16 protein-coding genes and 1 pseudogene are annotated in these 26,253 nt (G+C 72.2%); 11 read left to right on the top strand and 6 right to left on the bottom strand.

Annotated features, from left to right (window positions below):
• Window positions 1–251: 251 nt before the first annotated feature.
• Window positions 252–740, bottom strand: a complete 489-nt coding sequence (gene mce, locus QLQ12_RS04040; RefSeq protein ID WP_282757150.1) for a methylmalonyl-CoA epimerase — start codon at window positions 738–740, stop codon at window positions 252–254.
• Window positions 741–821: 81 nt separating this feature from the next.
• On the opposite strand from mce, the gene QLQ12_RS04035 reads away from it, so the two are divergent.
• Both QLQ12_RS04035 and meaB read left to right on the top strand, forming a co-directional pair.
• Window positions 822–2,006, top strand: a complete 1,185-nt coding sequence (locus QLQ12_RS04035; RefSeq protein ID WP_282757149.1) for an acetyl-CoA C-acetyltransferase — start codon at window positions 822–824, stop codon at window positions 2,004–2,006.
• Window positions 2,007–2,043: 37 nt separating this feature from the next.
• Window positions 2,044–3,012 (top strand): methylmalonyl Co-A mutase-associated GTPase MeaB, encoded by a 969-nt coding sequence (gene meaB, locus QLQ12_RS04030; protein WP_282757148.1) that lies wholly within the window; start codon window positions 2,044–2,046, stop codon window positions 3,010–3,012.
• Here the strand turns inward: meaB and QLQ12_RS04025 are convergent.
• The gene (locus QLQ12_RS04025) at window positions 3,009–3,593 is read right to left on the bottom strand and encodes a PadR family transcriptional regulator (RefSeq protein WP_282757147.1); all 585 of its coding nucleotides are present in this window, start codon (window positions 3,591–3,593) and stop codon (window positions 3,009–3,011) included. The genes meaB and QLQ12_RS04025 overlap by 4 nt on opposite strands.
• Before the next feature lie 53 nt (window positions 3,594–3,646).
• Here QLQ12_RS04025 and QLQ12_RS04020 point away from each other — a divergent pair, with 53 nt between their 5' ends.
• From QLQ12_RS04020 to QLQ12_RS04005, 4 genes and pseudogenes are all read left to right on the top strand, one after another.
• The gene (locus tag QLQ12_RS04020) at window positions 3,647–4,858 is read left to right on the top strand and encodes an FAD-dependent oxidoreductase (RefSeq protein ID WP_282757146.1); all 1,212 of its coding nucleotides are present in this window, start codon (window positions 3,647–3,649) and stop codon (window positions 4,856–4,858) included.
• 185 nt (window positions 4,859–5,043) lie between these two features.
• Window positions 5,044–6,717, top strand: coding sequence for an acyl-CoA mutase large subunit family protein (locus tag QLQ12_RS04015; protein ID WP_282757145.1), 1,674 nt, complete (start codon window positions 5,044–5,046; stop codon window positions 6,715–6,717).
• Between the two features lie 156 nt (window positions 6,718–6,873).
• Window positions 6,874–7,827 (top strand): tetratricopeptide repeat protein, encoded by a 954-nt coding sequence (locus tag QLQ12_RS04010; protein ID WP_282757144.1) that lies wholly within the window; start codon window positions 6,874–6,876, stop codon window positions 7,825–7,827.
• A gap of 33 nt (window positions 7,828–7,860) precedes the next feature.
• Window positions 7,861–8,797 (top strand): annotated as a pseudogene (locus tag QLQ12_RS04005) (arginase family protein); the annotation flags it as partial.
• Between the two features lie 2,021 nt (window positions 8,798–10,818).
• Here the strand turns inward: QLQ12_RS04005 and QLQ12_RS04000 are convergent.
• Window positions 10,819–12,735: a penicillin-binding transpeptidase domain-containing protein gene (locus QLQ12_RS04000; protein WP_282757143.1), complete on the bottom strand. Its 1,917-nt coding sequence runs from the start codon at window positions 12,733–12,735 to the stop codon at window positions 10,819–10,821.
• Between the two features lie 211 nt (window positions 12,736–12,946).
• Here QLQ12_RS04000 and QLQ12_RS03995 point away from each other — a divergent pair, with 211 nt between their 5' ends.
• Window positions 12,947–17,890 carry an NAD-glutamate dehydrogenase gene (locus QLQ12_RS03995; protein WP_282757142.1) on the top strand — a complete coding sequence of 1,648 codons (4,944 nt, stop codon included), beginning with the start codon at window positions 12,947–12,949 and terminating at the stop codon, window positions 17,888–17,890.
• A 313-nt stretch (window positions 17,891–18,203) separates the two neighbouring features.
• On the opposite strand, the gene QLQ12_RS03990 is transcribed toward QLQ12_RS03995, so the two are convergent.
• Window positions 18,204–19,664 carry a glycoside hydrolase family 3 N-terminal domain-containing protein gene (locus QLQ12_RS03990; protein ID WP_282757141.1) on the bottom strand — a complete coding sequence of 487 codons (1,461 nt, stop codon included), beginning with the start codon at window positions 19,662–19,664 and terminating at the stop codon, window positions 18,204–18,206.
• Between the two features lie 171 nt (window positions 19,665–19,835).
• Here QLQ12_RS03990 and QLQ12_RS03985 point away from each other — a divergent pair, with 171 nt between their 5' ends.
• The 3 genes from QLQ12_RS03985 to QLQ12_RS03975 all read left to right on the top strand — a co-directional run bounded on the left by QLQ12_RS03985 (window position 19,836) and on the right by QLQ12_RS03975 (window position 22,808).
• Window positions 19,836–21,014: an ROK family transcriptional regulator gene (locus tag QLQ12_RS03985; protein ID WP_282757140.1), complete on the top strand. Its 1,179-nt coding sequence runs from the start codon at window positions 19,836–19,838 to the stop codon at window positions 21,012–21,014.
• A gap of 82 nt (window positions 21,015–21,096) precedes the next feature.
• A complete protein-coding gene (locus tag QLQ12_RS03980; protein ID WP_282757139.1) occupies window positions 21,097–21,912 on the top strand; it encodes an ABC transporter ATP-binding protein in 816 nt (271 codons plus the stop codon).
• Complete coding sequence (locus tag QLQ12_RS03975; protein WP_407651402.1) at window positions 21,912–22,808, top strand: ribokinase; 897 nt, start codon at window positions 21,912–21,914, stop codon at window positions 22,806–22,808. The genes QLQ12_RS03980 and QLQ12_RS03975 overlap by 1 nt, the downstream gene beginning before the upstream one ends.
• Window positions 22,809–22,910: 102 nt before the next feature.
• On the opposite strand, the gene QLQ12_RS03970 is transcribed toward QLQ12_RS03975, so the two are convergent.
• Both QLQ12_RS03970 and QLQ12_RS03965 read right to left on the bottom strand, forming a co-directional pair.
• Window positions 22,911–23,264, bottom strand: a complete 354-nt coding sequence (locus QLQ12_RS03970) for a DoxX family protein (RefSeq protein ID WP_282757138.1) — start codon at window positions 23,262–23,264, stop codon at window positions 22,911–22,913.
• Window positions 23,261–23,722 carry a DUF6232 family protein gene (locus QLQ12_RS03965; protein WP_282757137.1) on the bottom strand — a complete coding sequence of 154 codons (462 nt, stop codon included), beginning with the start codon at window positions 23,720–23,722 and terminating at the stop codon, window positions 23,261–23,263. The genes QLQ12_RS03970 and QLQ12_RS03965 overlap by 4 nt, the downstream gene beginning before the upstream one ends.
• A gap of 293 nt (window positions 23,723–24,015) precedes the next feature.
• Here QLQ12_RS03965 and QLQ12_RS03955 point away from each other — a divergent pair, with 293 nt between their 5' ends.
• Entirely contained in the window at window positions 24,016–26,250 is a 2,235-nt protein-coding gene (locus tag QLQ12_RS03955; protein WP_282757136.1) for an Hsp70 family protein, read from the top strand.
• The last annotated feature ends 3 nt before the right edge of the window (window positions 26,251–26,253 follow it).

Raw genomic sequence — 26,253 nt, 5'->3', positions numbered from 1 at the left:
CTGGCGAAGAGGGGGTCGGACATGCAAGAGCCGAGCGGCATCCGAACCGCATCGTAGATCAGCTTTGACCTGGAGCGCAGTCCGCCCCCGGGCCGTTCGGAGAGGGCCGCTGACCCACCGGCCGGTCCGGTGTCGTCCCGCTGCCACCTGCCCACTCGGGGCTTCGGGGGATTCCGGGCCCGTCACGGACGTCGTCAGCCCTGCTCAATGGGCCCGATCCTGCCAGGCGGCCGGGCCCGCGTCAGGTCGATTCACCCGACCGGTGTACCCCCGGAGGCGGGCTCCACCAGCTCCACCAGCACACCTCCGGCGTCCTTCGGGTGCACGAAGTTGATCCGTGACCCGCCGGTCCCGCGCTTCGGCGCGTCATAGAGAAGGCGTAGGCCCCGGGCCCGCAGCGCCGCGGCGGCGGCCTCCACGTCGGTCACCGTGTAGGCGAGTTGTTGCAGGCCCGGTCCGTTGCGGTCGAGGAACTTGGCGATCGCCGAGTCGGGCCGGAGCGGGGCGAGCAGTTGCAGGCGGGGGCCGTCGCCGTCGCCGACCGCGAGCATCGCCTCCCGGACGCCCTGCTCCTCGTTCGTCTCTTGGTGCACACAGTGCAAACCGAAGGAGTCCGCATAGAAGCGGAGCGCTTCGTCCAGATCAGCGACGGCGATCCCGACATGGTCGATCCGTAGCAGCCCGACATCGGGGAATGTGACATTCTCGGCCCGTTTGCCACTCGGTGTGTCGTCGGTCATGAGGTTAGTCTCTGTCCTGAAGCATCGTTAAGGCCACCCCGGGTGTCCCCAGCGCCCGGTCGCGTAGATCGGATCGTGACCGTGACCACCTCCGTCATCGTCAGCGGCGCCCGGACCCCCATGGGACGTCTGCTCGGCAACCTCAAGCACCTGCCCGCCACCGCCCTCGGCGGCCACGCGATCGCCGCGGCCCTGAGCCGGGCCGGCGTCGAACCCGAGCGTGTGCAGTACGTGATCATGGGTCAGGTGCTGCAGGCCGGCTGCGGCCAGATTCCCGCCCGGCAGGCCGCCGTCGCGGCCGGCATCCCGATGACCACGCCCGCGCTCACCGTCAACAAGGTGTGCCTGTCCGGCCTCGACGCGATCGCGCTCGCCGACCAGCTGATCCGGGCCGGTGAGTTCGACATCGTGGTGGCCGGCGGCATGGAGTCGATGACCAATGCGCCACATCTGCTGACCGACCAGCGCGCGGGCCGTAAGTTCGGTGACGTGCTGGTGCGTGACCACTCGGCGATCGACGGCCTGACGGACCCGTGGGCCGGCATCTCGATGGGCGAGTCCACCGAGGCGAGCGGCACCCGGCTCGGGATCACCCGCGAGGAGCAGGACGCCTTCGCCGCTCAGAGCCACCAGCGGGCCGCCGCGGCCCAGCGCGAGGGCCGGTTCGCCGAGGAGATCGCCCCGGTCCCGGCCGGTGGCCGGGACGCCACGGCGGCGGTCGACGGCGACGAGGGCGTCCGCCCCGGCGCCACCGCCGAGTCGCTGGCCGGTCTGCGGCCGGCCTTCACCCCGGACGGCACGATCACCGCGGCCACCGCCTCGCCGATCTCCGACGGCGCGGCCGCGGTCGTGGTGATGAGCAGGGCCAAGGCCGAGGAACTCGGGCTGACCTGGCTCGCCGAGATCGTGTCGCACGGCAATGTCGCCGGTCCGGACAGCTCGCTGCAGTCGCAGCCGGCCAACGCCATCCGGCACGCGCTGGACAAGGCCCGGCTCGCCGTCGAAGACCTCGACCTGGTCGAGATCAACGAGGCGTTCGCCCAGGTGGTCATCCAGTCCGCCCGCGAGCTGAAGGTCGACGAGGCGATCGTCAACGTGAACGGTGGCGCGATCGCGCTCGGCCACCCGATCGGCATGTCCGGCGCCCGGCTGGTGCTCACGCTGGCGCTGGAACTGAAGCGGCGCGGCGGCGGTCTCGGCGCGGCCGGGCTCTGCGGCGGTGGCGGCCAGGGCGACGCGCTGATCATCAAGGTGCCATCGGCGTGATCGCACGGTTCCTCCGAGGACGAAAGGGCGCGCGGCCGTGACGGCCCGGCGTACCGGCGACGTCCCCTCCCTGGTGTCCAAGGCCAGGGAGGGTGACGCGCGGTCGGTGGCCCGGCTGATCAGCCTGGTGGAGAACGGCGACCCCGCGCTGCCCGAGGTGGCCGCCGCGATGGCTCCCTACGCCGGCCGTGCCCAGGTCGTCGGTCTCACCGGCGCGCCCGGTGTGGGCAAGTCGACCACGACGAACGAGCTGGTCCGGGCGCTGCGCGAGACGGGCGCCCGGGTCGGTGTGCTCGCCGTCGACCCGTCCAGCCCGTTCACCGGCGGCGCCATCCTCGGCGACCGGATCCGCATGCAGGACCACACCGCGGACCCGGGCGTGTATATCCGCTCGATGTCCAACCGCGGCCAGCTCGGCGGGCTGTCCGCGGCCACCCCGCAGGCGGTCCGGGTGCTGGAGGGCGCCGGCTGCGACGTGATCCTGGTCGAGACGGTCGGTGTGGGCCAGGCCGAGGTGGAGATCGCCTCCCTGGCCGACACCACGCTGGTGCTGCTCGCCCCCGGGATGGGCGACGCGATCCAGGCCGTCAAGGCGGGCGTCCTGGAGATCGCCGACGTCTTCGTGATCAACAAGGCGGACCGGCCCGGCGCCGACGCCACCTACCGCGACATCCAGGGCATGCTCGCTCTCGGCGAGCGGGCCTCCGGCGACTGGCGCCCCCAGGTGGTGCGCGCGATCGCGGCGAAGAACGAGGGCATCGACGACGTGGTGGCCGCCGTCGGCAAGCACCGCGACTGGCTGGAGAGCACCGGCAACCTGCGCAAGCGCCGGGAGCATCGGGCCGCGGCCGAGATCTCCGCGCTGGCTCTGGGCGCGCTGCGGGCCCGGATGGGCGACCTGCGCGACGGTACGGCCCTGCCGGAACTCGCCGCCCGTGTCGCGGCCGGCGCCATCGACCCGTACGCCGCCGCCGGTGAACTGCTCGCCGGGCTCGGCGCCGACTAACCGCTGAACCGGGCCAGCGTCTCCTCGATGAGCGCGAGGTCCCAGGTCAGGCTGCCGTCGCCGAGGTCGGCCACCACCCGGTCCAGCCAGTCGATCTCGGCGCGCAGCACGGCCGCGCGGTACTCGTCCTCCAGCAGGAAGAGGCGTGGCAGCCCGGGCGGCGCCTGCGCCTCGATGGCCGCGAGCCGGCCGGTCAGGGCCTCGATGCGCCGCTGGAACATCTCCCGCGTCTCGGTGGGACTGAGCGTCGGCAGGAAGGCGAGCGCCACCGGGAACTCCGGGAACTCGCGGGCCGGCTCCGGCAGCATCTCCAGCAGCCAGCGGCGCAGGGTGGCCGCGCCCTCCTCGGTCACCTCGTAGACGGTGCGCTCCGGCCGCCCGGCCTCCCGGCTGGTGCCGCCCGGGCGGACCAGCCGCTCCCGGACCAGGCGCTCCAGGGTCTGGTAGACGCTGTTGCGCTGCGCGACGTTGACCAACTGGTCCTGGCCGCGCTCTTTGATCACCTGCTGCATCCGGTACGGGTGCATCGGCGCCTCCACGAGCAGTGCCAGCAGAACCGTCGCCAGGGGAGACCGCTTCATGCGGGTCAGCTTAGGCCTTGACGAATCATAGTCATGACATCAATAGTCATTCTATGACTACTGAAGCTTCGGCACACGTGCCGAGACGAGCCGTGGTGGCCGGCGGCGGCATCGCCGGGACCGCCGCCGCCATCGCCCTGCGCTGCGCGGGGTGGACCCCGGTGATCTACGAGGCCATGGAGCCCGGCGCCACCGAGCGAGGTGTCTTCGTGACCCTCGCGGTGAACGGGGTGAACGCGTTACGGGCCCTCGGCCTGGACCCGGCCGTGGTGCTGGCCCGCGGCTTCGCCACCCCCTTGCTCGCCCTGCGCGGCGCCTCCGGGCGGCTGCTCGCCGAGGTCCCGCTGGGCGGGCCGCTGCCGGACGGGACGGTCACCACCACGATCCGCCGCGCGGACCTCTACGCCGCGCTGCGGGCCGAGGCCGGGGCCCGGGGCGTCGCGATCGTCCACGGCCACCGCCTGCGCTCGGCCACCCCGCGCCCGGGCGGTGTCGCCGTGCGGTTCGAGAACGGCCACGAGACCTCCGCGGACCTGCTCGTGGGGGCGGACGGGCTGCACTCACGTACCCGGAAGGCTCTTGATCCGGCGGCGCCCGCGCCGCACCACCTCGGGCTGCTCGACGCGGGCGGTTTCACCGACGGCCCGGTCGATCCGCGTCTGACACCGCCGCCCGGCGTCATGCAGATGTCCTTCGGCCGCAAGGCCTTCTTCGGCTGGGCCGCGGCGCCCGACGGCTCGGTGTGGTGGTTCGCCAACCCGCCGCGCCGGCGCCCGGTCGAGTCCGGCGAGTTCACCCCCGCGTCCTGGCGGCGGTACCTGCTCGACCTGTTCGAGACGGAGCCGGCGGCCGACCTGATCCGGGCCACCGGCGACATCCTCGGGCCGTGGAGCACCCGCGACCTGCGGCGGGTGCCGGTCTGGCGCGGCGACCGGATCGTGCTGGCCGGCGACGCCGCGCACGCCGTGTCGCCGTCGTCCGGGCAGGGCGCGTCGATGGCGCTGGAGGACGCCGTGGTCCTCGGGCACAGTTTGCGGGAGCACGCGGAGGTGCCGGAGGCGCTCGCCGCCTACGTGGCGGCCCGCCGCCCCAGAGTCGAGAAGGTCGTCGAGCACGGGCGCCGGACCAGCGGCGCGAAGGTGCTGGGGCCGGTCGGCGCGGCGGTGCGGGACGCGGTCATGCCCGCGCTTCTGCGGCGCGCGCACCGGCGCGGCGACCCGCAAGCGTGGATCTTCGACCATCGCCTGCCCGGCCTGGTCCCCTGACGCCGGTGGGTGCCCCGGCAGCGTTGGCGGGCGCTACCGGGGCGTTGGGGAAGGGCTGCGTTGTTGGTTCCCACTCTCGTCAACGCGCGGCTCCGGCGACAGTGGGGAAAACCCTTGCTGTTCGTTCACCGACCGACACCATCGAAGCCTTAGTGATCGTTCAGTTCTGATCTACCATGGCGGGTATGGATGCTGCCGATATCCGCGCCGGCCGGGAGCGCTGGCAACGACGCTACGACGCGGCCCGCAAGCGGGACGCCGACTTCACCACGCTCTCCGGCGCGACGGTGGAACCGGTCTACGGGCCACCCGACGACCTCGACTACCCCGGCTTCGAGCGGATCGGCTGGCCGGGCGAGTTCCCGTACACCCGAGGTCTGCACCCCACCGGGTACCGCGGCCGGACCTGGACCATCCGCCAGTTCGCGGGGTTCGGCAACGCCCGGCAGACCAACCGGCGCTACAAGATGATCCTCGCCGCCGGCGGTGGCGGCCTGAGCGTCGCCTTCGACATGCCGACCCTGATGGGCCGCGACTCCGACGAGCCGGAGTCGCTCGGCGAGGTCGGCCACTGCGGTGTCGCGATCGACTCGGCCGCCGACATGGACGTGCTCTTCGAGGGCATCCCGCTGCAGGACGTCACCACCAGCATGACCATCTCCGGGCCGGCCGTGCCGATCTTCTGCATGTACCTGGTGGCCGCCGAGCGGCAGGGCGCGGATCTTTCGCGTTTGGACGGAACGCTCCAGACCGACATCTTCAAGGAGTACATCGCGCAGAAGGAGTGGCTCTTCGAGCCCGAACCGCACCTGCGGCTCATCGGCGACCTGATGGAGTACTGCGCGGCCGAGATCCCGAAGTACAAACCACTGTCGGTCAGTGGCTATCACATCCGCGAGGCCGGCTCGACCGCCGCGCAGGAACTGGCCTACACCCTCGCCGACGGGTTCGGATACGTGGAACTCGGCCTGTCCCGCGGGCTCGACGTGAACACCTTCGCGCCCGGGCTGAGCTTCTTCTTCGACGCGCACACCGACTTCTTCGAGGAGATCGCCAAGTTCCGGGCCGCCCGCCGGATCTGGGCCCGGCACCTGCGCGACGAGTACGGCGCCACCAGCGAGAAAGCGCTGTGGCTGAAGTTCCACACCCAGACCGCCGGGGTCTCGCTCACCGCACAGCAGCCGGTCAACAACGTCGTCCGGACCGCGGTCGAGGCGCTGGCCGCGGTGCTCGGCGGCACCAACTCGCTGCACACCAACGCCCTCGACGAGACCCTCGCGCTGCCCACCGACGAGTCCGCCGAGATCGCCCTGCGCACCCAGCAGGTGATCATGGAGGAGACCGGGGTGGTCAACGTGGCCGACCCGCTCGGCGGCTCGTGGTACGTGGAGGCGCTCACCGACCGCATCGAGGCCGAGGCCGAGGAGATCTTCACCCGGATCCGCGAGCTCGGCCACGACGGCAGCATCACCGCCGGCCTGCTGCGCGGCATCGAGGACGGCTGGTTCACCGCCCACATCGCCGAGGCCGCCTTCGCCTACCAGCAGTCCGTGGAGAAAGGCGCCAAACGAGTGGTCGGGGTCAACGCCCACACCGGCACCGTCGCCAAGGACCTGGAGATCCTGCGCGTCTCCCACGAGGTCGAGCAGGAACAGCGGCGCGAGCTGACGGCCCGCAAGAACGACCGCGACGGGGTACGGGTGAAGGCCGCCCTGGAACACCTGATCGCCGTCGCGCGCAGCGGCGAGAACATGATCCCCGCGATGCTCGACGCGGCCCGTGCCGAGGCCACCCTCGGGGAGATCTGCGGCGTGCTCCGCACCGAGTGGGGCATCTACCGCGAACCGCCACGCTTCTGACGTACCCCACCGGCCGGTTTCCCGTGCCGCCCCGGCGTTGCCGACGGCGGTCCGGGCAGCCGGCCGGCCCGGTCCGGCGGGCCAGGTTGTGACGTCCGATATCGGGCGGCTGGTGGCGACGCTAACAGGCGTGACAGCGTGCGAGACTAGGTAACCATGAGCGACCCACGGACCACTCCGTCGATCTTCACCCGCGGCGCGGTCGATCTCAGCGCGCTGCGTCCCTCGGCAGCGGCCAAACCGGCCGCGCCGAGCCGTCCCGCCGCCCCGGCCGGCGAGGCCCCCGGTGCCGTTCCCGGCGGAGCCCCCGGTGCTGTGCCCGGCACCATCCCCGGCGTCACCCCGGAGACGGTCATCGACGTCACCGAGGCTGATTTTCAATCCGTCATGGAGTTGTCGGTCACCACTCCGGTCCTGCTGGACTTCTGGGCCGACTGGTGCGACCCCTGCAAGAAGCTCTCGCCCGTGCTGGAGAAGCTGGCGGCGGAGTACGGCGGCACGTGGATACTCGGCAAGGTCAATGTGGACCTGAACCCGCGCCTGGCGCAGGTCTTCCGGGTGCAGGGCATCCCGCAGGTGACCGCGCTGATCGGCGGGCAGCCGGTCGAGGGCTTCAGCGGCGTGCTCGCCGAGTCCCAGGTCCGGCAGTACATCGACGCCGTCCTCAAGGCGGCCGGAGTCAGCGTGGCCGCCCCCGAGGACCCCCGGCTCGACGCCGCCGACGACGCCCTGATGACCGGCGACCTCGACGCGGCCGAGGCGGCGTACCGGAAGATCCTCGCCGAGTCGCCCGCCGACGCCGCCGCCGAGTCCGGCCTGGCCCAGGTCGAGCTCTACCGCCGGATCAGCGGCGTCGACCCGGAGACCGCCCTGGCCAAGGCCGACGCCGACCCCGAAGACCTGCAGGCCCAGCGGATCGCCGCCGACATCGAGGTGCTCAGCGGCCAGGCCGACCGGGCCTATTCGCGACTGGTCGCACTGGTCAAGCGCACCGCCGGCGACGAGCGTGACGTCGTGCGCAAACACCTGCTGTCGCTCTTCGCCGTGGCCGGCCCCGACGACCCCGCGGTCGCCGATGCGCGACGGGCGCTTGCCCGCGCGCTCTTCTAGCCCGCGTCTTCCACTTCGAAGAAGGAGGGCGTCGTGCGCCGCATCGCCGTTCTGGACGCTCCGTCCAATCTAGGCCTGCGCCCGCCGACGGCGACGTCGGTGCCGGGCTGCGCCAAGGCACCCGGCGCCCTCCGCGATCACGGTCTGCTCACCCGGCTCGGCGCCCGCGACGCCGGCTGTCTCACCCCGCCGCGGTACGACCCGGGCGACTGGCGGCCCGGCGACGGCGTCGCCCACGCCGCCGAGATCAACGCCTACTCGCGTGCGCTCGCCGACCGGATCGGGGCGATCATCGACGGCGGCGAGTTCCCCGTGGTGCTCGGCGGTGACTGCTCGATACTGATCGGCGCCGGTGTCGCCATGCACCGCCTCGGCGACGCCGTCGGCGGCCGCATCGGCCTGGTCTTCGTGGATGGCCACTCCGACTTCCGGCACCCCGGCAACGCCTCCTACGTGGGCGCGGCCGCCGGCGAGGACCTGGCCCTGGTCACCGGCCGTGGTCAAGCCGACCTGGCGGCCATCGAGTCCCGCCGGCCCTACTTCCGCGACATCGACGTGGTCGTCCTCGGCATCCGCGCCCAGGACGAGCACCGGCTCGACCTCCAGGCCGCCGGCATTGTGACCCGCCCCGTCCCCGCCCTGCGTGCCGAGGGTGCCGCCCGCAGCGCCCAGTGGGCCCGCGACCAGCTCGTCGACTGCGCCGGCTACTGGGTGCACGTCGACGTGGACGTGCTCGACCCGGCGGTGATGCCGGCGGTCGACGCACCCGATCCGGGCGGGATCGCCTTTCCCGAGTTGGAACTCCTGCTGTCCGGCCTGGTGGAGTCCCCGCACTGCCTCGGCGTGGAGATCACGGTCTTCGACCCCGACTACGACCCCGACGGCCGCTACGCGGCGGAGATCACGTCGGCGGTGGTCAGCGGCCTCTCCCCGGTGCGTACTACGAGCCCCCGCCCTGACCTGATCGCCGCCCGCCGCGACCTGGCCACGACATCGGACCCGGCCGCCCGCCTCGCCGCCCGGCCCGCCACCGACCCAGCCGTCGAAGCCCCCGATCCCACCGTTGCGGCCGCCGATCCGGCCGACCGGGCGGCTGGGCGGCTTGCCGCCCGGTTCGTCGGGGAGTCACCCGCCGGGGAAGCGGCGGCGGCCGCACCGGCTGATGCCGCGAACTCCTCGGCCGACGCGGCCGGCCCCTTGCCTGCCACCGCGAACCCTTCACTCGCCGCCTCAGCCGGCGGCGCGCCGGCCACTGACCGTGCCTCGGTCAATGGCGGCTCCGCGGCTGCGGACCGTCCCTCGGTCGCTGGCGGCTCTGGGAGCGCGGACCGTGCCTCGGTCACCGACCGTGCTCCTGTCACCGACGGTTCCGCGGCCGCTGACCGTCTCCCGGTCGCTAGCGGTGCCGCAGCCATTGACTCTGCTTCGGTTGCGGACGGTTCGCTGGACGTTGGCGGTGCGTCGGTCATCGACCGTTCGGTGACCGACGGCCGTGAGTCGACCAGCTCCGCAACGCCGGGTGTCTCCACAACACCCTCGGCCGGCGGCGCGACGTCTTCGGCCGGTGAAGCGTCGGCCGTCGATGGTGCCTCGGATACCGCCGCCACGCCGTCGCCGGTCGCCGCGCCGGCTGACGCTCCTGCTGCGGAGGAGCCTGCCGCCGGGCCGCCGACCACTACTGAGCTGGAATTTGTGTTCTTCCCCGGGAGGGGCGGGCGTCTCGGGCCGGCCGTCGGCACGCCGTTCTCCGCTGTGACCGATGCGGAGGCCGCGTCGCCCACCGATGCGGACTTCGTCCTGGCCGCTGCGCTCGGCCGCCCAAGCGCACCCAACGGCCTTCGCTCGATCGCCGATCCAGCCGCGACCGTCGACCGGCAGGATTCGTCCGACTCCAGCGACCACGGTTCGTCGGGTGGTCTGGGTGACCGTGACCCGTCGGGTGGCTTCGGTGGCCGTGGTTCCTCGGGTGACTCCGTGGACCAGGATCCGCCTGCAGACGATTCCTACCACCGCGAAGGGTCGGATGACGTCTCAGACAGGGCGGCGCCGACCGGCCCCTCCGACTGGAACGAGTCGGCCGACACCCGTGACCAGGATGGGGAAGGCTCCCTCGATCGCCATGAGCCGACTGATCCTGCCGACCGAGGTGAGTCCGGCGCGCAGGAAAGCGACGAGGCGCAGCCGGCTGCCGGCGCGGACGACGTGGGAAGTGCAGGCGGACTAGACAAGGCGGACGGCCCGGATATTGCGGACAGCCCGGGAAGTCCGGACAGCGCGGACGGTCCAGACAGTGCGGACAGTTCGGATGGCCCGGACAGCGCGGACAGTGCGGATGGTCCGGACAGTGCGGGCGGCCCAGGCGGTGCGGACGGATCGGTCGGTGCAGGTGGCCCGGACAGCACGGGTGGCCTGGACGGTGTGGACGGTCTGGACGATGTGGATGGAGAGCGGGACTCGGGCGATGCGCATCGGGCCGACTCCGATGTGGATCCGCAGCCGGCCGCCACGACGGACAGCGCGGCGGAGATCGAGACCCTCCCGGAGCAGCGGGAAGTAGCTCCCGAGCCGGAACGCCCGGACATCCGTCTGCTGACCCGGCCGCTCGGGTCCGCGCCGCTGCTCGACTCGGAGCCGCTGCCGGCGACCCGGCCCGGCATGCTTCGCCCACGCCCGCCCGCCGACCCGCCGGCCGACGGTCTCGGATCACCCGCCGCCGAAACGGGCCGGCTCAGCGGCTTTCCCCCCGGCGTCGCCTGACCAGGCCAAGCCTGTCTTCGCGCTGCTCGCGTGCCCTCATGTTGGTCGGGTCCCCTCCAGGAGAGTTGCCGACTTCAGCAGAGCTGATGGCCTGGACGGTGGTCGAGTAGGTGGGTGAGGGGCCATCCGACAGTGTGGTTCGGCGCCGTGGCTCGCACGGTGTGGAACGCTCGACCGTCGGGGGAGCGTGCCCCGGGCGCGCCGCTCTGACGGCGCGCCCGAAAGCGTCGATCCCTAGCTGTTCAGGTTGGTCAGGAAGCGCTGCACGACCGGCACGGCGGCCTCCGAGCCGGCGCCGCCTTTCTGGACCATGACGGCGAAGGCGACGTCACCCTGGTAGCCGATGAACCACGAGTGGGTGTCGGCCGATCCGGTCTGGAATTCGGCGGTGCCGGTCTTCCCGTACACCGGCTGTCCGGGGGTGTTCCGTAGCGCCGTGCCGGTTCCCTCGGTGACCACTTCGCGCATCATCGCGCGCAGCGCGGTCACGGCTTCCTGGTCGAGTTGGGGTCCGGGGGTGCCGGGTGTGGCCGGCGCCGGGTCGAGCACCAGTTTCGGCGGCTGGAACTGGCCTTTCGCGATGGCCGCGGTGGCGACGGCCATGGCGAGGGGGCTGACGATCGTGCTGCCTTGGCCGAAGACCGCCGCGGCGAGTTCGGTGGCGGTGCCGCCGTCGGAGACCTGCCCGGTGTACGCGTCGACGCCGAGGTCCCATTTTCCGCCGAGGCCGAGTGCCGCGGCGGCTTGCTGGAGACCGTCCGAGCCGAGTTTGGGTGCGAGCGCGGCGAAGGCGGTGTTGCAGGACTTGGCGAAGTCGACATGGAATTCGACGCCGCCGAGCGCCTGGTCGTGTGAGTTCTTGAACTCACGGCCGTCCACATTGATCGTTTTCGGACAGTCGACGACCGTGGTGGCGGTGACCGCGTCGCGAGCGAGGAGCCCGTACGCGGAAATCGCCTTGAACGTCGAGCCGGGGGGAACCTGGCCGGTGAAGGCGGTGTTGAGCCCGCCCGGCTCGGGCCCGTTGGCGGAGGCCAGCACGGCGCCGTCGCTGACCCGGACGGCGACCAGGGAGGTGGGCTGCTTGTTCCCGGCGAAGGCGGCGAGGGCGGTGTCGGCGGCGTTCTGAACCCGGGTGTCGATGGTGATCTTGACGGGTTTGCCGGCGACGGGCTGTGAGGTGAAGAGTTTGGCGTCGGTGGTGGCGCCGTTGGTGCCTTCGCGGGCGATCACGACGGACAGGCCGGGCGCGCCGCGGAGAGTGTCGTCGTACTTCTGCTGGAGGCCGCCGTGCCCGGCCTGGTCGCCGGTGATGAGCAGGCCGGGGCGGGCGGCGAGGTCCTCCTCGGTGGCGGGGTCGACGGTGCCGAGCAGGGCGCGGGCGAAGGCCCTGGTGGGTGCTAGCTGCCGGGTCTCGTCGCGGAAGACGGTGCCGGGCAGTGGCCGGACCTCGTCCCGGATCTTGTCGTAGTCGGGCCGCCGCAGGGAGACGAGGTCGAGGAAGGCGCCGGGATCGGCTTTGTCGACCCGGTCCTTGAGGCCGCTCAGGTCGAGTTCCACGTCGATCTTGCGGAACGCCGTGATCAGGTCCTTCTGGAGCGCGGCGAGGTCGGTGATCTTCTCGGGGCTGACTCCGACGACCACCACCTTCTGCGCGCCGACGAGGGCCTTGCCGCCGGCGTCGACGATAGCGGCGCGTTCGGCCGCGACCCGGCGCAGCCGTAGTTTCTCGCCGGCGGCCAGCTCGGGCTGGACCACCGCGGGTTCCCAGACGACGCTCCAGCCGTCGCTGCTCGCCTTGGTGCTGCGGACCGTGCTGGGGTAGCTCCACTCGGCGCCGCCGGGCAGGGTCCATTTCACGGTGATCGGCGTGGTGGCGTCGTCGCCGTTCTCGGCGGTCTCACCGGCCGTGGTCACCGTGATCGGCTGGCTGGCGAGGTCGCCGTAGAGCCCGCGGATCTGGGTCAGCACCTCGGTCGAGGCGATCTTGCCGCCGGCCGCGGTGACGAAGCCGACGTTGTTGAGGTCGCCTTTGGTCCAGCCGCTCAGGAATGCCTCGACGGTGTCCTCGGCGGGGTCCGCGGCGCAGCCGGCAAGTCCGCCCGTGGCGAGCAGGAGCAGAGCGGCAAGGCCGGCGGTGGAGCGGCGCATGGGGATCCTTTCCGTGGGTAGCTGAACGAACCGTAATGGGTGTGCGCCCGTCGCGGCTGTCCCGCATCGGGCGATACGGTCTGAAACCGCACGCTGGGGCCCAGGTGAGGCCCTGGCACACCGGGGGTGTGCGGGGTTTGCCGGTGGTGGTTCTAGGCTGTGCTCGACACGTTCGAGCCCACAGTGCCGTGGGTGAGGGGAGCGCCGGACCATGGCTGTCGCCGATGAGGCCACGACCGATTCTGATCAGACTGTGCCCGACCAGGTTTTAACGAAACCGGGACTCGCCCTCACCGGGCGGATCGGTGCGTCCGTCGATGAGGGAGACATCGACGACACGGTGCCGAACGCCGAGCGGCTGATCGCGCAGGCGGTCGACCGGGCGGGCGAGGACCACAACACCGCATCGCTGGTGGGCCGCTTCTGGCGGTTCGCACCCGATGAGGAACTGGTCGGATACACGCCCGACGAGATGTACTCGGCCGCGGTCGAGCACCGCGAACTGGCCCGCAACCGGCTGCCGGGCGAGCTGAAACTCGCCATCACCGAACCGAGCGGCCCACAGGCCCACAGCGTGCTGCGGATCGTCACCGACGACATGCCGTTCCTGGTCGACTCGGTGATCGCGCTGCTCACCGCGCACAATCTGCAGGTCTACCTGATGGTGCACCCGCTGATCGTGGTGCGCCGGGAGCCCCTCGGCGCGCTCGCCGAGCTCGAAGCCGAGGTGGAGCCGGACGACGCCATCGAGGGCGACCTGGTGGAGAGCTGGATCCGGATCGAGATCGACCCGGTGCGCCGCCCGGAGGCCCGGGAACAGCTGCTCAACGAGGTGCGCCGGGTGCTCACCGACGTCCGCGACGCGGTCGAGGACTGGCCGCGGATGCGCCAGCGGGCCCTGGTCGTCGCCGACGAGCTGGCCACCGCGCGCGGCTCCAAGCGCGGGCTGCCGGTCCCCGACAAGGACGTGACCGACTCCGTCGAGCTGCTCAAATGGCTCGCCCACGACCATTTCACCTTCCTCGGCTACCGGGAGTACCGGCTGGACGACGGGCTCCTGTCGGCGGTTCCGGGCACCGGCCTGGGCATTCTGCGCGGCGCGAGCAAGCCACGCCGGCTCGCCGCCGAGATGGCTCCCGAGGTGTACGAGCGGGCCATGGAGCGGCGGCTCCTCGTGATCACCAAGGCCAACTCGCGGGCCACCGTGCACCGGTCCGCCTACCTCGACTACATCGGCGTAAAGGTTTTCGACGACGCCGGCAACGTGGTGGGCGAGAAGCGCTTCCTCGGGCTGTTCTCCTCCTCGGCATACCGGACGAGCGTGCGTCAGCTGCCGGTGGTCCGCCGCAAGGTGCAGGAGGTGATGGACCGCTCGGGCCTGTCGCCGCGCGGCCACTCCGGCAAGGATCTGCTGCAGATCCTGGAGACCTACCCCCGCGACGAGCTGTTCCAGATCAAGACCGACGACCTGTACGAGGCGGTCATCGGCGTGCTGCGGATGGCCGGCCGGCGGCAGTTGCGGCTGTTCCTGCGGCGCGACGGGTACGGCCGGTTCATCTCGTGCCTGATCTATCTGCCGCGGGACAGGTTCACCACCGGCAACCGGCTGCGCATGCAGGAGATCCTGCTGCGCGAGCTCAACGGCGTCGGTGTGGACTACACGACCCGGGTCACCGAGCGGATGCTGGCGCGGGTGCACTTCATCGTGCGTACCGATCCGGCGGCGCCGCCCGGCCATCCCGACCCGAACACGCTGGCCGAGCTGCTCGCCGACGCGACCCGGATGTGGGACGACGACTTCTCCCTGGTGCTGGAGCGCAAGCTCGGTGACGAGCAGGCGCGGCGGCTCTTCCTGCGCTACTCGTCGGCCTATCCGGAGAGCTACAAGAACACCCACACTCCTTACGAGGGCATGCAGGACCTGGCCAAGCTGGAGCTGCTGGAGGAGCCCGGTCAGCTCGCCATGCACCTGTTCCGGCGGCGCCGGCTCGGGCAGGACGGCACCCCCGAGCCGGACGAGCGTGACGTCCGTTTCAAGGTCTACCGGTACGGCGAGCCGATGATGCTCTCCGCGGTCCTCCCGGTGCTGCACTCGCTGGGTGTCCGGGTCATCGACGAGCGGCCGTACGAGATCCGCCGTGACGACGGTGTCATCTATCTCTACGACTTCGGTCTGCTGCCCCCGGCCGGCCACCGTGAGCTGGCCGAGGTCCGCCCGCAGGTGGAGAACGCGTTCGCGGCCGCCTGGCGGGGCGAGGCCGAGGTGGACGGCTTCAACGAGCTGGTGCTGCGGGCCGGCATGACGTGGCGTCAGGTGGTGGTGCTCCGCGCCTACGCCAAGTACCTGCGCCAGACCGGCAACGTCTTCTCGCAGCGCTACCTGGAGTCGACGTTCATCGCCTACCCGGAGATCGCCGGGCTGCTGGTGAAGCTCTTCGAGACCCGGTTCTCGCCGACGCTCCCGGTGGGCGAGGCCGAGCGGGCACGCCAGGCCGGTGAGGTCCGCGACCGGATCACCGAGCTGCTCGATCAGGTGGAGAGCCTGGACCAGGACCGGATCCTGCGTTCCTACCTCACCCTGATCGAGGCCACCCTGCGCACCAGCTTCTTCCAGCGAGGGCGCGAGGGCCGGCCGAAGTCCTATGTGGCCTTCAAGCTGGACCCGCAGGCCATCCCGGACCTGCCGCAGCCCCGGCCCAAGTTCGAGATCTTCGTCTATTCGCCCCGGTTCGAGGGCGTGCACCTGCGGTTCGGCGCGGTCGCCCGGGGCGGCCTGCGCTGGTCGGACCGGCGCGAGGACTTCCGTACCGAGGTCCTCGGCCTGGTCAAGGCGCAGATGGTGAAGAACTCGGTGATCGTGCCGGTCGGCGCCAAGGGCGGCTTCGTGCTGAAGCAGAAACCGGGCGACCGGGACGAGGCGGTGGAGTGCTACAAGCGCTTCATCACCGCGCTGCTGGACGTCACCGACAACATCCTCAGCGGCAAGATCGTGCCGCCGCCGGAGGTGGTCCGGCACGACGGCGACGACCCCTACCTGGTGGTGGCGGCCGACAAGGGGACGGCCACGTTCAGCGACATCGCCAACGAGATCTCGGTCGGCAAGGACTTCTGGATGGGCGACGCGTTCGCCAGCGGAGGCTCGGCCGGCTACGACCACAAGAAGATGGGCATCACCGCCCGCGGCGCCTGGGAGTCGGTCAAGAAGCACTTCCGCGACCTGGGCGTCGACACCCAGAGCCAGGACTTCACGGTGGTCGGCGTCGGCGACATGTCCGGCGACGTCTTCGGCAACGGCATGCTGCTGTCGCGGCACATCCGGCTGGTGGCGGCGTTCGACCACCGCCACATCTTCCTCGACCCCGACCCTCAGGCCTCGACGTCGTACGCCGAGCGCCAGCGCCTGTTCGACCTGCCCCGCTCGTCCTGGGACGACTACGACAGGTCGCTGATCAGTGCGGGTGGCGGCGTCTATCCGCGCGGCGCCAAGTCGATCCCGGTCAGCCCGCAGATCCGTGCGGTCCTCGGGCTCGGCGAGGCCCCGGCCGTGAGCCCGGCCGAGCTGATGCGGGCGATCCTGCGGGCTCCGGTCGACCTGCTCTTCAACGGCGGCATCGGCACCTATGTGAAGGCGGCCTCCGAGTCGCACGCCGACGTCGGTGACAAGGGCAACGACGCGATCCGGATCAACGGCGCCGATCTGCGGGTGAAGGTGGTCGGTGAGGGCGGCAACCTGGGGCTCACCCAGCGCGGCCGGATCGAGTTCGCCCGTGCCGGTGGACGGGTGTTCACCGACTTCATCGACAACTCGGCCGGGGTGGACTGCTCCGACCACGAGGTCAACATCAAGATCCTGCTCGGCGGGGCGGTCGTCGACGGTGAGATGACCATCCCGGAGCGGGACGAGCTGCTCGCCGCGATGACCGACGAGGTCGGCGAGCTGGTGCTGCGGGACAACTACGAGCAGGCGATGGCTCTCGGCAACGCCCGGGAGCAGGCGCACTCGCTGCTGCCGGTGCACCGGCGCATGCTCACCGCGCTCGAACAGCGGGGCGCGCTGAACCGGGAACTGGAGGCTCTGCCGTCGGACAAGGAACTCGCCGTCCGGCACGAGAACGGCGAGGGGCTCACCCCGCCGGAGTTCGCGGTGCTGCTGGCGTACGTCAAGATCAGTCTGGAGCGTGAGGTGCTCGCGGACGTCCTGGTCGACGAGGCCTGGACGGCCGACGTGCTCACCCGCTATTTCCCCACGCCGTTGCGGGAGCGGTTCGCCGGCCGGATGGCCGGCCACCGGCTGCGCCGAGAGATCATCTCCACGTCGCTGGTCAACGAGGTCGTCAACCGCGGTGGCACGTCGTTCGTGCACCGGGCCATGGAGGAGAGCGGGGCGTCGGCCGCCGACGTGATCCGGGCCTACGTGGTGATCCGGGACGTCTACGGCCTGCCGGAGATCTGGGCCGCTGGTGAGGCTCTCGACAACCAGGTGCCGACCTCGGCGCAGACGCTGGTCTTCCTGGAGACCCGGCGCCTGCTCGACCGGGCCGTGCGCTGGCTGGTCAGCACTCGCCGTTCGCCGATCGACGTGGCCGGTGAGATCGCCAAGCTGCGGCCCGGCGTCGCCGACCTGCTGCCACGGCTTCCGCAGGTGATCGTCGGCTCGGAGCGCCGGGCCCTCGACAGCCGGGTCGCCGAGCTGGTCGGCAGGGGCGTCCCGGAGGACCTGGCCGGTGCGGTCAGCCGGGTGTTCTACGGCTTCGGCCTGCTGGACATCCTGGAGACGGCCAGCGCCGTCAACCGTGACCCGGGTGAGGTGGCGCAGGTCTACTTCGTGCTCTCCGAGCGGTTCGGGGTGGACGTGCTGCTGTCGCACATCTCCCGGCTGCCGCGCGGCGACCGCTGGCAGACCCTGGCCCGGATGGCGCTGCGCTACGACCTGTACGCCGCGCTGGCCGCCCTGACCGCGGAGGTGCTCCAGTCGACACCGTCCACGGCGGCGCCGGAGGACCGGGTCTCGGAGTGGGAACAGGTGAACGCGGCGTCGATCGCGCGGGCGTCCAACGCGATGGGCGAGGTGGACGATTCACCGGCCGACCTGGCGGCGCTGTCGGTGCTGCTGCGACAGATCCGCACGCTGGTCAAGACCTCGTCGGCGGCCTGACGTTTTTGTGAGCCGGGCTTCGAGGGCTGCTCCCGAAGCCCGCCGAAGCCCGGCTCACCATCTGCGTCGCGGTTCGTTGCTGGTCCCGAGCCGAGTTCCGCGACGTTCCCCAGATCCACCTTCTGCCCATCACGCTAGGTGAGCGGCAGAGGCGGGGGGAAGCGGAGCGTACGCGGATTGACCGTTCGGCCAGCCCGATTCATGCAGAGGTTCCGGCCATGGGCGGACATAGGCGACAAGCGGCACTCGATCCGTGACGCTGCGTGATGGCGCGAACAAGGTCGGTCCCACGGCGGGTGCTGACCCGTAGGCGTCAGCGGGACAGGCCGAGCGCCTCGGCGGCGGCCCGGCTGTTCGCGAGACTGGCGCCGTGGGTGACGACGAAGGCCCGCACCCCGGCCGGGCGCCACGACGACGGCCAGCCCATCTCGACGACGCCGACCGGCCGTTCCGCGGCCAGTCTCCCGATCAGGGTCCGGGCCGCCGGTGAGTTGTGGATGCGGCGGCCGACCAGCACGATTGGCCGGTCACCGGCACGCTCCGTGATCGACTCGACGGTGGTCTCGGCGGCCACCACCTCGATCTCCTCGACGTTCGCCAGGTGCGGCGCGAGGCCCCACGGCACCCTGCCCTCGGCGATCGAGTGGCCGGCCACGAACCGCACCACGAGGGGTTTCCGCAGCTCATCGTCCGAACCTTCGAAGCGGAGTCCCTGGCGGGCGGCCTCGATGCCCAGCTCGACGTCGGGGGTGGAGTCCTGGCGCGGGGGCGCCGCGGGCCGGCTCCAGGCGGCCAGGGCGGCGGTCCGCTCCGCCGCGTCCTCCAGCCGGCCGATCGCGAGCCGTCCGTCGACGGTCGCCGCCGCGATCTCCGCGACGATCGCCTCGACCAGGGCCAGGTCCACCACCGCCCCGATGCACAGCAGGTCGGCTCCGGCGGCCAGGGCCGCCACCGCCGCCCGCGGGATGCCGCCCGCCGACGCGGCCGCGCCCCGCATCTCCAACGCGTCGGTGACGATCGCGCCGCGGAAGCCGAGTTCGTCGCGGAGCAGCCCGGTCAGGGCCGCCCGGCTGAACGTCGCCGGCCCGTCGCCGGTCAGCTCCGGCACCCGGATGTGCGCGCTCATCACCGCCCGCACCCCGGCCTGGACCGCGGCCGCGAACGGCGGCAGGTCCCGCGACCGCAGCACCGACAGCGGCACGTCCACGGTCGGCAGTTCCAGGTGCGAGTCGGAGACCGTCGCCCCGTGCCCGGGGAAGTGCTTGGCGCACGCGGCCACCCCGCTCGACTGGAGCCCGGTGACGGCCGCGCCGGTGTGCCGGGCGACCAGCGACGGGTCGGCGCCGAACGAGCGCGTACCGATGATCGGGTTGTCGTGAGCGGTGTTGACGTCGACGGTCGGCGCGAGGTCCAGGTTGATACCGGTCGCAGCGAGGTCGGCGCCGATCGCGGCATATACGCGGCGTGTCAGTTCCGGATCACCGGCCGCGCCGAGCGCGGCGTTTCCGGGATACGGGCTCCCGGTCCGGTGACCGAGCCGGGTGACGTCGCCGCCCTCCTCGTCGATGGCGATCAGCACGTCGGCCCGCGCCGAGCGCAGCCCGCGGGTCAGCCGGGCGAGCTGCTCAGGTCCCGCGACGTTGGTGCCGAACAGGGTGTGTCCGGCCAGCCCGTCGACGAGCAGGTCAGCGGCCCATTCCGGGGCGGATTCGCCGGGGAACGCGGCGAGGAGGGTGCGCAGGGCCAGACGGCGGAGGCCGGGGTCGATCGCCATGGGGTCCTTCCGGTGACGCGGCTCTGGCCGGGGCGGCCGGGAGCTGCCATGATCGCTCGGAGTCGATAGCCACCCTCCGGTTCGGCGGCATTGCCTACCGTTACGCTGCGGCTGCGTGTCGTGCGTCGACACTGTAACAGGAAAGAATCTTTAGTATTAGGGGACAACGCTATGGCCGCCACCCGCCTTCCGGGAACCCCCCGGTTGCTGCGCGCCCTCAACGACCGTGCGGCGCTGGACCTGCTGCTCACGCGAGGTCCGCTGACCCGGGCGCAGCTGGGCGAGATGACCGGCCTCAGCAAGGTGACGGCCTCCCAGCTCGTGGAACGGCTCGAAGAACGCGGCCTGGTCCGGCGGGTCGGTGAGCAGGCCGGCGGCCGCGGCCCGAACGCCCAGCTCTACTCGGTCACCCCGGGCAGCGCTCACGTGATCGGGGTCGAGGTCAACCCGGACGGCGTCGTCGCCGCCTGCGCGGACATCACCGGCACTGTGATCAGCCGGGTCGAGCAGAGCACCAAGGACACCGACGACCCGGTCGGCGTGGTGCACAACGCCGTGGTCCAGGCCGCCGGTGAGGCCGGCGCCGAGATGTCCTCGGTGCGCCGCGTCGTGCTGGGCACCCCGGGCCTGGTGGACCCGCAGTCGGGCGAGATCTCGTTCGCCCACGACCTGCCCCGCTGGCACCGTGGCCTGCTCGCCGATCTGCGCCGTGACCTCAACATCCCGGTCTTCTTCGGCAACGACGTCAACCTGGCCGCCGTCGCCGAGTCGAGCACCGGCGCGGCCACGGGGATGACCGACTTCGCACTGGTCTGGATCGGTCGTGGCGTCGGTCTCGCCACGGTCATCGCCGGCCGCCTGCACCAGGGCGCCACCGGCGCGGCCGGCGAGATCGGCTACCTGCCGGTGGCCGGCGCCGAAGTGCCGCACAACGCGTCGCGGCGCGGCGTGAAGGGCGCCTTCCAGGCGATCGCCGGCGCCGACGCGGTCAAGGCGATCGGCAAGCAGTTCGGATTCCGCGGCGCCGAGGCGGCCGACGTGGTGCGCGCCGCGGTCGCGGCCGGGTCCGCCGGCGAGCCCGTCCTCGACGAGCTCGCCCGCCGCCTGGCCCTCGGTGTGGCCGCCACCTGCGCGGTGCTCGATCCGCCTCTGGTGGTCCTGGCTGGTGAGGTGAGCCGGGCCGGTGGCCCCGCCCTGGCCGACCGGGTGGAGCGTGAGGTGGCGGCGATCACCCTGGTCTCGCCCAAGGTCGTGGTGACCGCGGTGGCCTCCGAACCGGTCCTGCACGGCGCGCTGCGGATGGCTCTGGACGCGGTCCGCGACGAGGTCTTCGGCTCGACGACGGACTGACGCCGGAGCCCGGGTCACCCCGTGGGGGCGGGACACCGGCACGCCGTCGGGCCGCCGGGCGCGAACATGGTTGGATGGACGCGTGCTGGACGCTGCCGTATCCATTCCGCCCGGCGAGGACACCGTCATCGCCTTCGACCGCGTCAATGTGGTGCGCGGCGGGAACTTCCTGATCCGCGACCTGTCCTGGCAGGTCGAGCTGGACGAGCGATGGGTGGTGCTGGGGCCGAACGGCGCCGGCAAGACCACCCTGCTCAACCTGGCGTCCGCCCGGCTGCACCCCACCCGGGGCAGCGCCTATGTTCTGGGCGAGAAACTGGGCCGGACCGATGTGACCGAGCTGCGGACCCGAGTGGGTCTCACCACCGGCCGGTTCGCCGACCAGGTGCCGCCGACCGAGCGGGTGCTCGACGTGGTGGTGACCGCCGCGTGGTCGGTCGTCGGCCGCTGGCGGGAGAGCTACGACCCGCAGGACGAGGCCCGTGCCCGTGAGCTGCTGGAGCAGCTCGGCATCGCCGGGTTCGCCGACCGTGAGTTCGGCACCCTGTCCGAGGGTGAGCGCAAGCGCGCCCAGATCGCCCGGGCGCTGATGACCGACCCCGAGCTGATGCTGCTCGACGAACCGACCGCCGGCCTCGACCTGGGTGGCCGCGAGACCCTGATCGGCCACCTCACCGAGCTCGCACTCGACCCGGACGCCCCGGCGATGGTGCTGGTCACCCACCACGTCGAGGAGATCCCGCCGGGCTTCACCCACGCGCTGCTGCTGCGGGAGGGGACCGCGGTCGCGGCCGGCCTGCTCGGCGAGGTGATGACGGCGGAGAACCTGACGAAGACCTTCGGCCTGCCGCTGATCGTGGACAGGTTCGGCGACCGCTACACCGCACGGGCGGGCTGATGGCCACCCGGGTCGTCGTCGCAGGCAGTGCCAACATGGACCTGGTCGGGCTGGCGCCCAGCCTGCCGCTGCCGGGGGAGACGGTGCTCGGCGACGACTTCGTCATGACGCCCGGCGGCAAGGGCTCCAACCAGGCCATCGCCGCCGCGCTGGCCGGCGGGCAGACGACGTTCCTGGGAGCCATCGGATCGGACGCCTTCGGCGTCACCCTCCACGCACGGCTCGCCGCGGCCGGTGTCGGCGTCGATCTGGTACGAACGAGCTACGGCTCCTCAGGCGTCGCGGTGATCATGGTGGACCGGGCCGGGGAGAACTCGATCCTGGTGAGCCCGGGGGCGAACCGCACCTTCGTCGAGCTGACCGAGCAGGAGTCGGCCGCGATCGCCGCCGCCGACGTGCTGCTCTGCCAGCAGGAGATCCCGATGGCCACGGTGCTTGCCGCGCTGCGTGCCGGCCGGGCCGCCGGGACCCGGACGATCCTGAACGCGGCGCCCGCCCAGGCGCTGCCCGCGGGCCTGCTCGACGAGGTGGACCTGCTCGTGGTCAACGAGACCGAGGCGCGGGCCATCACCGGCGGCCCCGACCCGGACGTGCACGCGCTGCTGGCGCTCGTGCCGCGGGTGGTGCTCACGCTCAGCGGCAACGGCTCCCGATACGCCGACCGCGACGGCGCCGACGTGCACGTGCCCGCTTACCGGGTGAAGGTCACCGACACCACCGCGGCGGGCGACGCCTTCACCGGCGCGCTGGCCGTGGCCTGGGGCGAGGGCCGCGACCTGGTCGACGCGGTGCGCTGGGCCAACGCCGCCGGGGCCGCCTGCGTCCGTCGTGTCGGCGCCAGCAACGCCCTCCCGGCGCGCGCTGACATCGACGCCCTTTACCACCAGACCGGGTGAACCCAGACCGGGTGAACCCGGTGTGCGCGGCGCACACCAGGCCGGCCACACCGGGGGTAGGCCGGGAGTCAGCACATCACCCGCGGCCGGGTAGGCCCGAAGTCAGCGGGCCACCCGCAGCGCCCACGCGATCAGCGGCGCCTGCAACGGCAGCCGTCCCCAGGCGATCGCCCGCCGGGCCGGTGGGGCGTGCCGCCAGTCCACCGCCATCTTGACGTTCGCCGGGAAGACCGCGACGAACAGCGCGGCCGCGGCCAGCCCTCCGGCGCGGCGGGTCCGCGGGTGTGCGACGGCGGCGGCCACCGCCAGTTCGGCGACGCCGCTGAGGTACGTCCAGGTGCGCGGCGACCCGGGCAGGCCGCGGGGCACGATGCCGTCGAACGGTTTCGGCGCCACGAAGTGCAGCACCCCGGTGGTGGCCAGCAGTGTGGCGAGGCCCGCGGCGTCCCGTTTCACCGGCGCGCCGCCGGCTCGAGGGCCCGCGTCAGAGCGCGGTAGACGCGGCCGAACCGCTGCGCGTCGTCAGTGCGCATCAGCAGCACCTCGCCGTCGCGGATCCGGCCCCAGATCTCCAGGTTGCGGCTGCCCCGGTCGTACGACCGGTCGACGCGCTCCAGCAGCAGGTCGGCGACCGGCATGACAGCCAGGCCGAGCAGGATGCCTCCGATGACCATGGCCAGGGTGGTGCCGATCGCGGCGTCCATCGTCAGGGCCACCAGCACGGCGAACCCGCCGGCCAGCAGCGGCAGGAGAATGGCCAGGCCGAGGGCGCCGCGCCGGGCGATGACGCCCCAGGAGCGGGTGCCTTTCGTGTACCAGACCTGTAGCAGCTCGGGCAGCCGGAACTCGCGGCCGTTCATCCTGACGCCAGCCGAAGTGATCAGCACTTCCGGATCCCGGTAATAGGTGGTCATCTGCTTCCTTCCCAGGGCACCCAATCTATCCGGTACCCGTCGCCGGCTGACTGCCAAACGGAATGAGAGGGAAGCCCGGCCCGGCTCTGCGGGCCGCCGGGTCGGCCGTCGATGAAGGCGTGTCCGGTGATCCGGCAACCGGCCTGGCGCTGGAGTCTCACCTGTTCGCGGGCCTTTTCGCGACCGACGATCGGCTCGAAGGGACTACCGCGTTCGTCGAGAAGCGGACGCCGAAGTGCACGGGCGGGTAGTGGATCGACCGGATGCAGGCCGTCATTGCCTAGACTGCGGGCATGCCCATCGACCAGGGTGGTCCGAAGCGGTACGCCCTCGGCGTCGACTTCGGCACCTCCAACACCGTCGCCGTCGCGCGATGGCCTGACGGTCGTGCCCGGCCGATCCTGGTCGACGGCTCCCCGCTGCTGCCGTCGGCCGTCTTCGCCGACTCCTCGGGCAACCTGCTCGTCGGCCGCGACGCCGTGCACAGCGCCCGCATCGACCCGGCCCGTTTCGAGCCCAATCCGAAACGGCGTGTCGACGACGACCTGGTGCTGCTCGGTGAGCGCGAGTTCGAGACCGTCGAGCTGATCGCGGCCGTCCTGGCCCGGGTCGCCGAGGAGTGGCACCGGGCCGTCGGGCCGTACCGGCCCGAGGTCACGCTCACCTGCCCGGCCACCTGGGGCGCCGCCCGCCGGACCCTGCTGGCCGAGGCCGCCGCACGGGCCGGTCTGGAAGGCGCCCGCCTGGTCGCCGAGCCGGTCGCCGCGGCCACCTACTTCGCCGAGGTGCTCGGCCGTGACGTGCCGATCGGTTCCGTCGTCATGGTGCACGACTTCGGCGCCGGCACCTTCGACACCAGTGTCGTCGCGCGCCACGCGACCGGTTTCGAGGTGCTGGCCGTCGACGGCCGCGACGACCTCGGCGGCCTCGACGTGGACGCCGCGATCGTCGAGCACCTGCACACCGACGACTGGGCCCGGCTGATGGAACCGGCCACCGTCGAGGAGCGCCGCGCCCGACGCCAGCTGTGGGACGACGTGCGGATCGCGAAGGAGCGGCTGTCCCGCGCCCAGTCGGCCGACTTCGTGGTGCCGCTGCTCGACGTGGAGGCGCACCTCACCCGCGAGGAACTGGAGACGGTGGCCCGGCCGGTGCTGGAGCAGACCGTTCAGATCACGCAAAATCTCCTGCGCTGGGCTGATCTGCCCGAGGGCCGGCTCGCCGGCGTCTTCCTGGTCGGCGGCGCCAGCCGGATCCCTCTGGTGGCGACGCTGCTGCACCGCGCACTGGGCGACCCGCCGGTGGTGATCGAGCAGCCCGAGCTGGTCGTCGCCGAGGGCAGCATCATGGCCGGCGCGGCCCTGCTGAGCAGCGAGCCGGCCGCGCCCGGCCCGACCGAGGAACTGCGCCTGCCGTCGAAGTACCTGCCGGCCAGCGTCATCGAGGACGACCGGCCGACGGTGCTCGCGGCGAAGCCGCGTGTGGAGGACGACCGGCCGACGGTGCTCGCGGCGAAGCCGCGTGTGGAGGACGACCGGCCGACGGTGCTCGCGGCGAAGCCGCGTGTGGAGGACGACCGGCCGACGGTGCTCGCGGCCAAGCCGCTGGTCGAGGACGACCGGCCCACCGTGCTCGCCGCCAAGCCCCGGGTGGAGGACGACCGGCCCACCGTCGTCGCTCCCCGGCCGCGGCTGGACGACGGGGCGACCGTCGTGGCCGCGCCCGCCGCGCCGGACGGGGCCACCGCTGTGGTGGACCGCCCGGCGCCGCTGCCCGCGACCACCCCGGTGCCGGCGATCCCGTCGGCGCAGGGCCCGGAAGCGGACCGCCCGCCCACCGGCGACACCGCCGTCGCCGGGGACTCCGCGGACACGCCGGTGGCCGCGGCCACCGGCGGCCCTGAGCCCGAGGCGGCGCAGGCAGCCCCCGCGGCCGCCGGCCCACTGCCGAAACGGCCGTCCCGCCCCGACAACGTGCCGCCGCGGCCGGACGGCCCGCCGCGCCAGAACCAGCATCAGGGAAGGGGCCCCGGCCCGAGCCGGCCGCAGCCACCGGCCACCGACGCCCCGCCGCACCTGCGCCCGCCGGTCGACCCGTGGCCGCACGCGGCCTCGGTCACCTGGCGACCCGACCCGGACGCGACGGTCGCGACCAGTCCGCCCGAATACCCGAACCGGACGCCCGTACCCCCTCGTCAGCCGGGACCCGCGGCGCGCCCGAAGCGGAGCCAGCAGCCGGTGGTGGTGCATGCCCGGCCGATATCGCCCGCGGTGGGCTCCGCCCGCCCGGTGTCCCCGCCGCGCGTGATGGCGACCGTGCCGCAGCAGCAGCCCACGCCGGAACCGGCCCGGGTCCGCCGGCCCCGCCGCCGGCTGCGCCGCCTGCTCCAGGTCCTGGTCAGCCTGATGGTGATGGTGACCGTGCCGGTCGTGGCGCTGATCCTCGCGTACGGCTACGGCAGCGAATCGTCGTTCGAGCAGGATGCGATCGACGTCCTCAGAGACCTGCGGGATCTGCTGGGGCTCTGACGA

Origin of the sequence: Actinoplanes sandaracinus (assembly GCF_030009775.1) — a bacterium.
Taxonomy (GTDB): domain Bacteria; phylum Actinomycetota; class Actinomycetes; order Mycobacteriales; family Micromonosporaceae; genus Actinoplanes; species Actinoplanes sandaracinus.
This window is presented reverse-complemented; position numbering and strand designations above follow the sequence as displayed.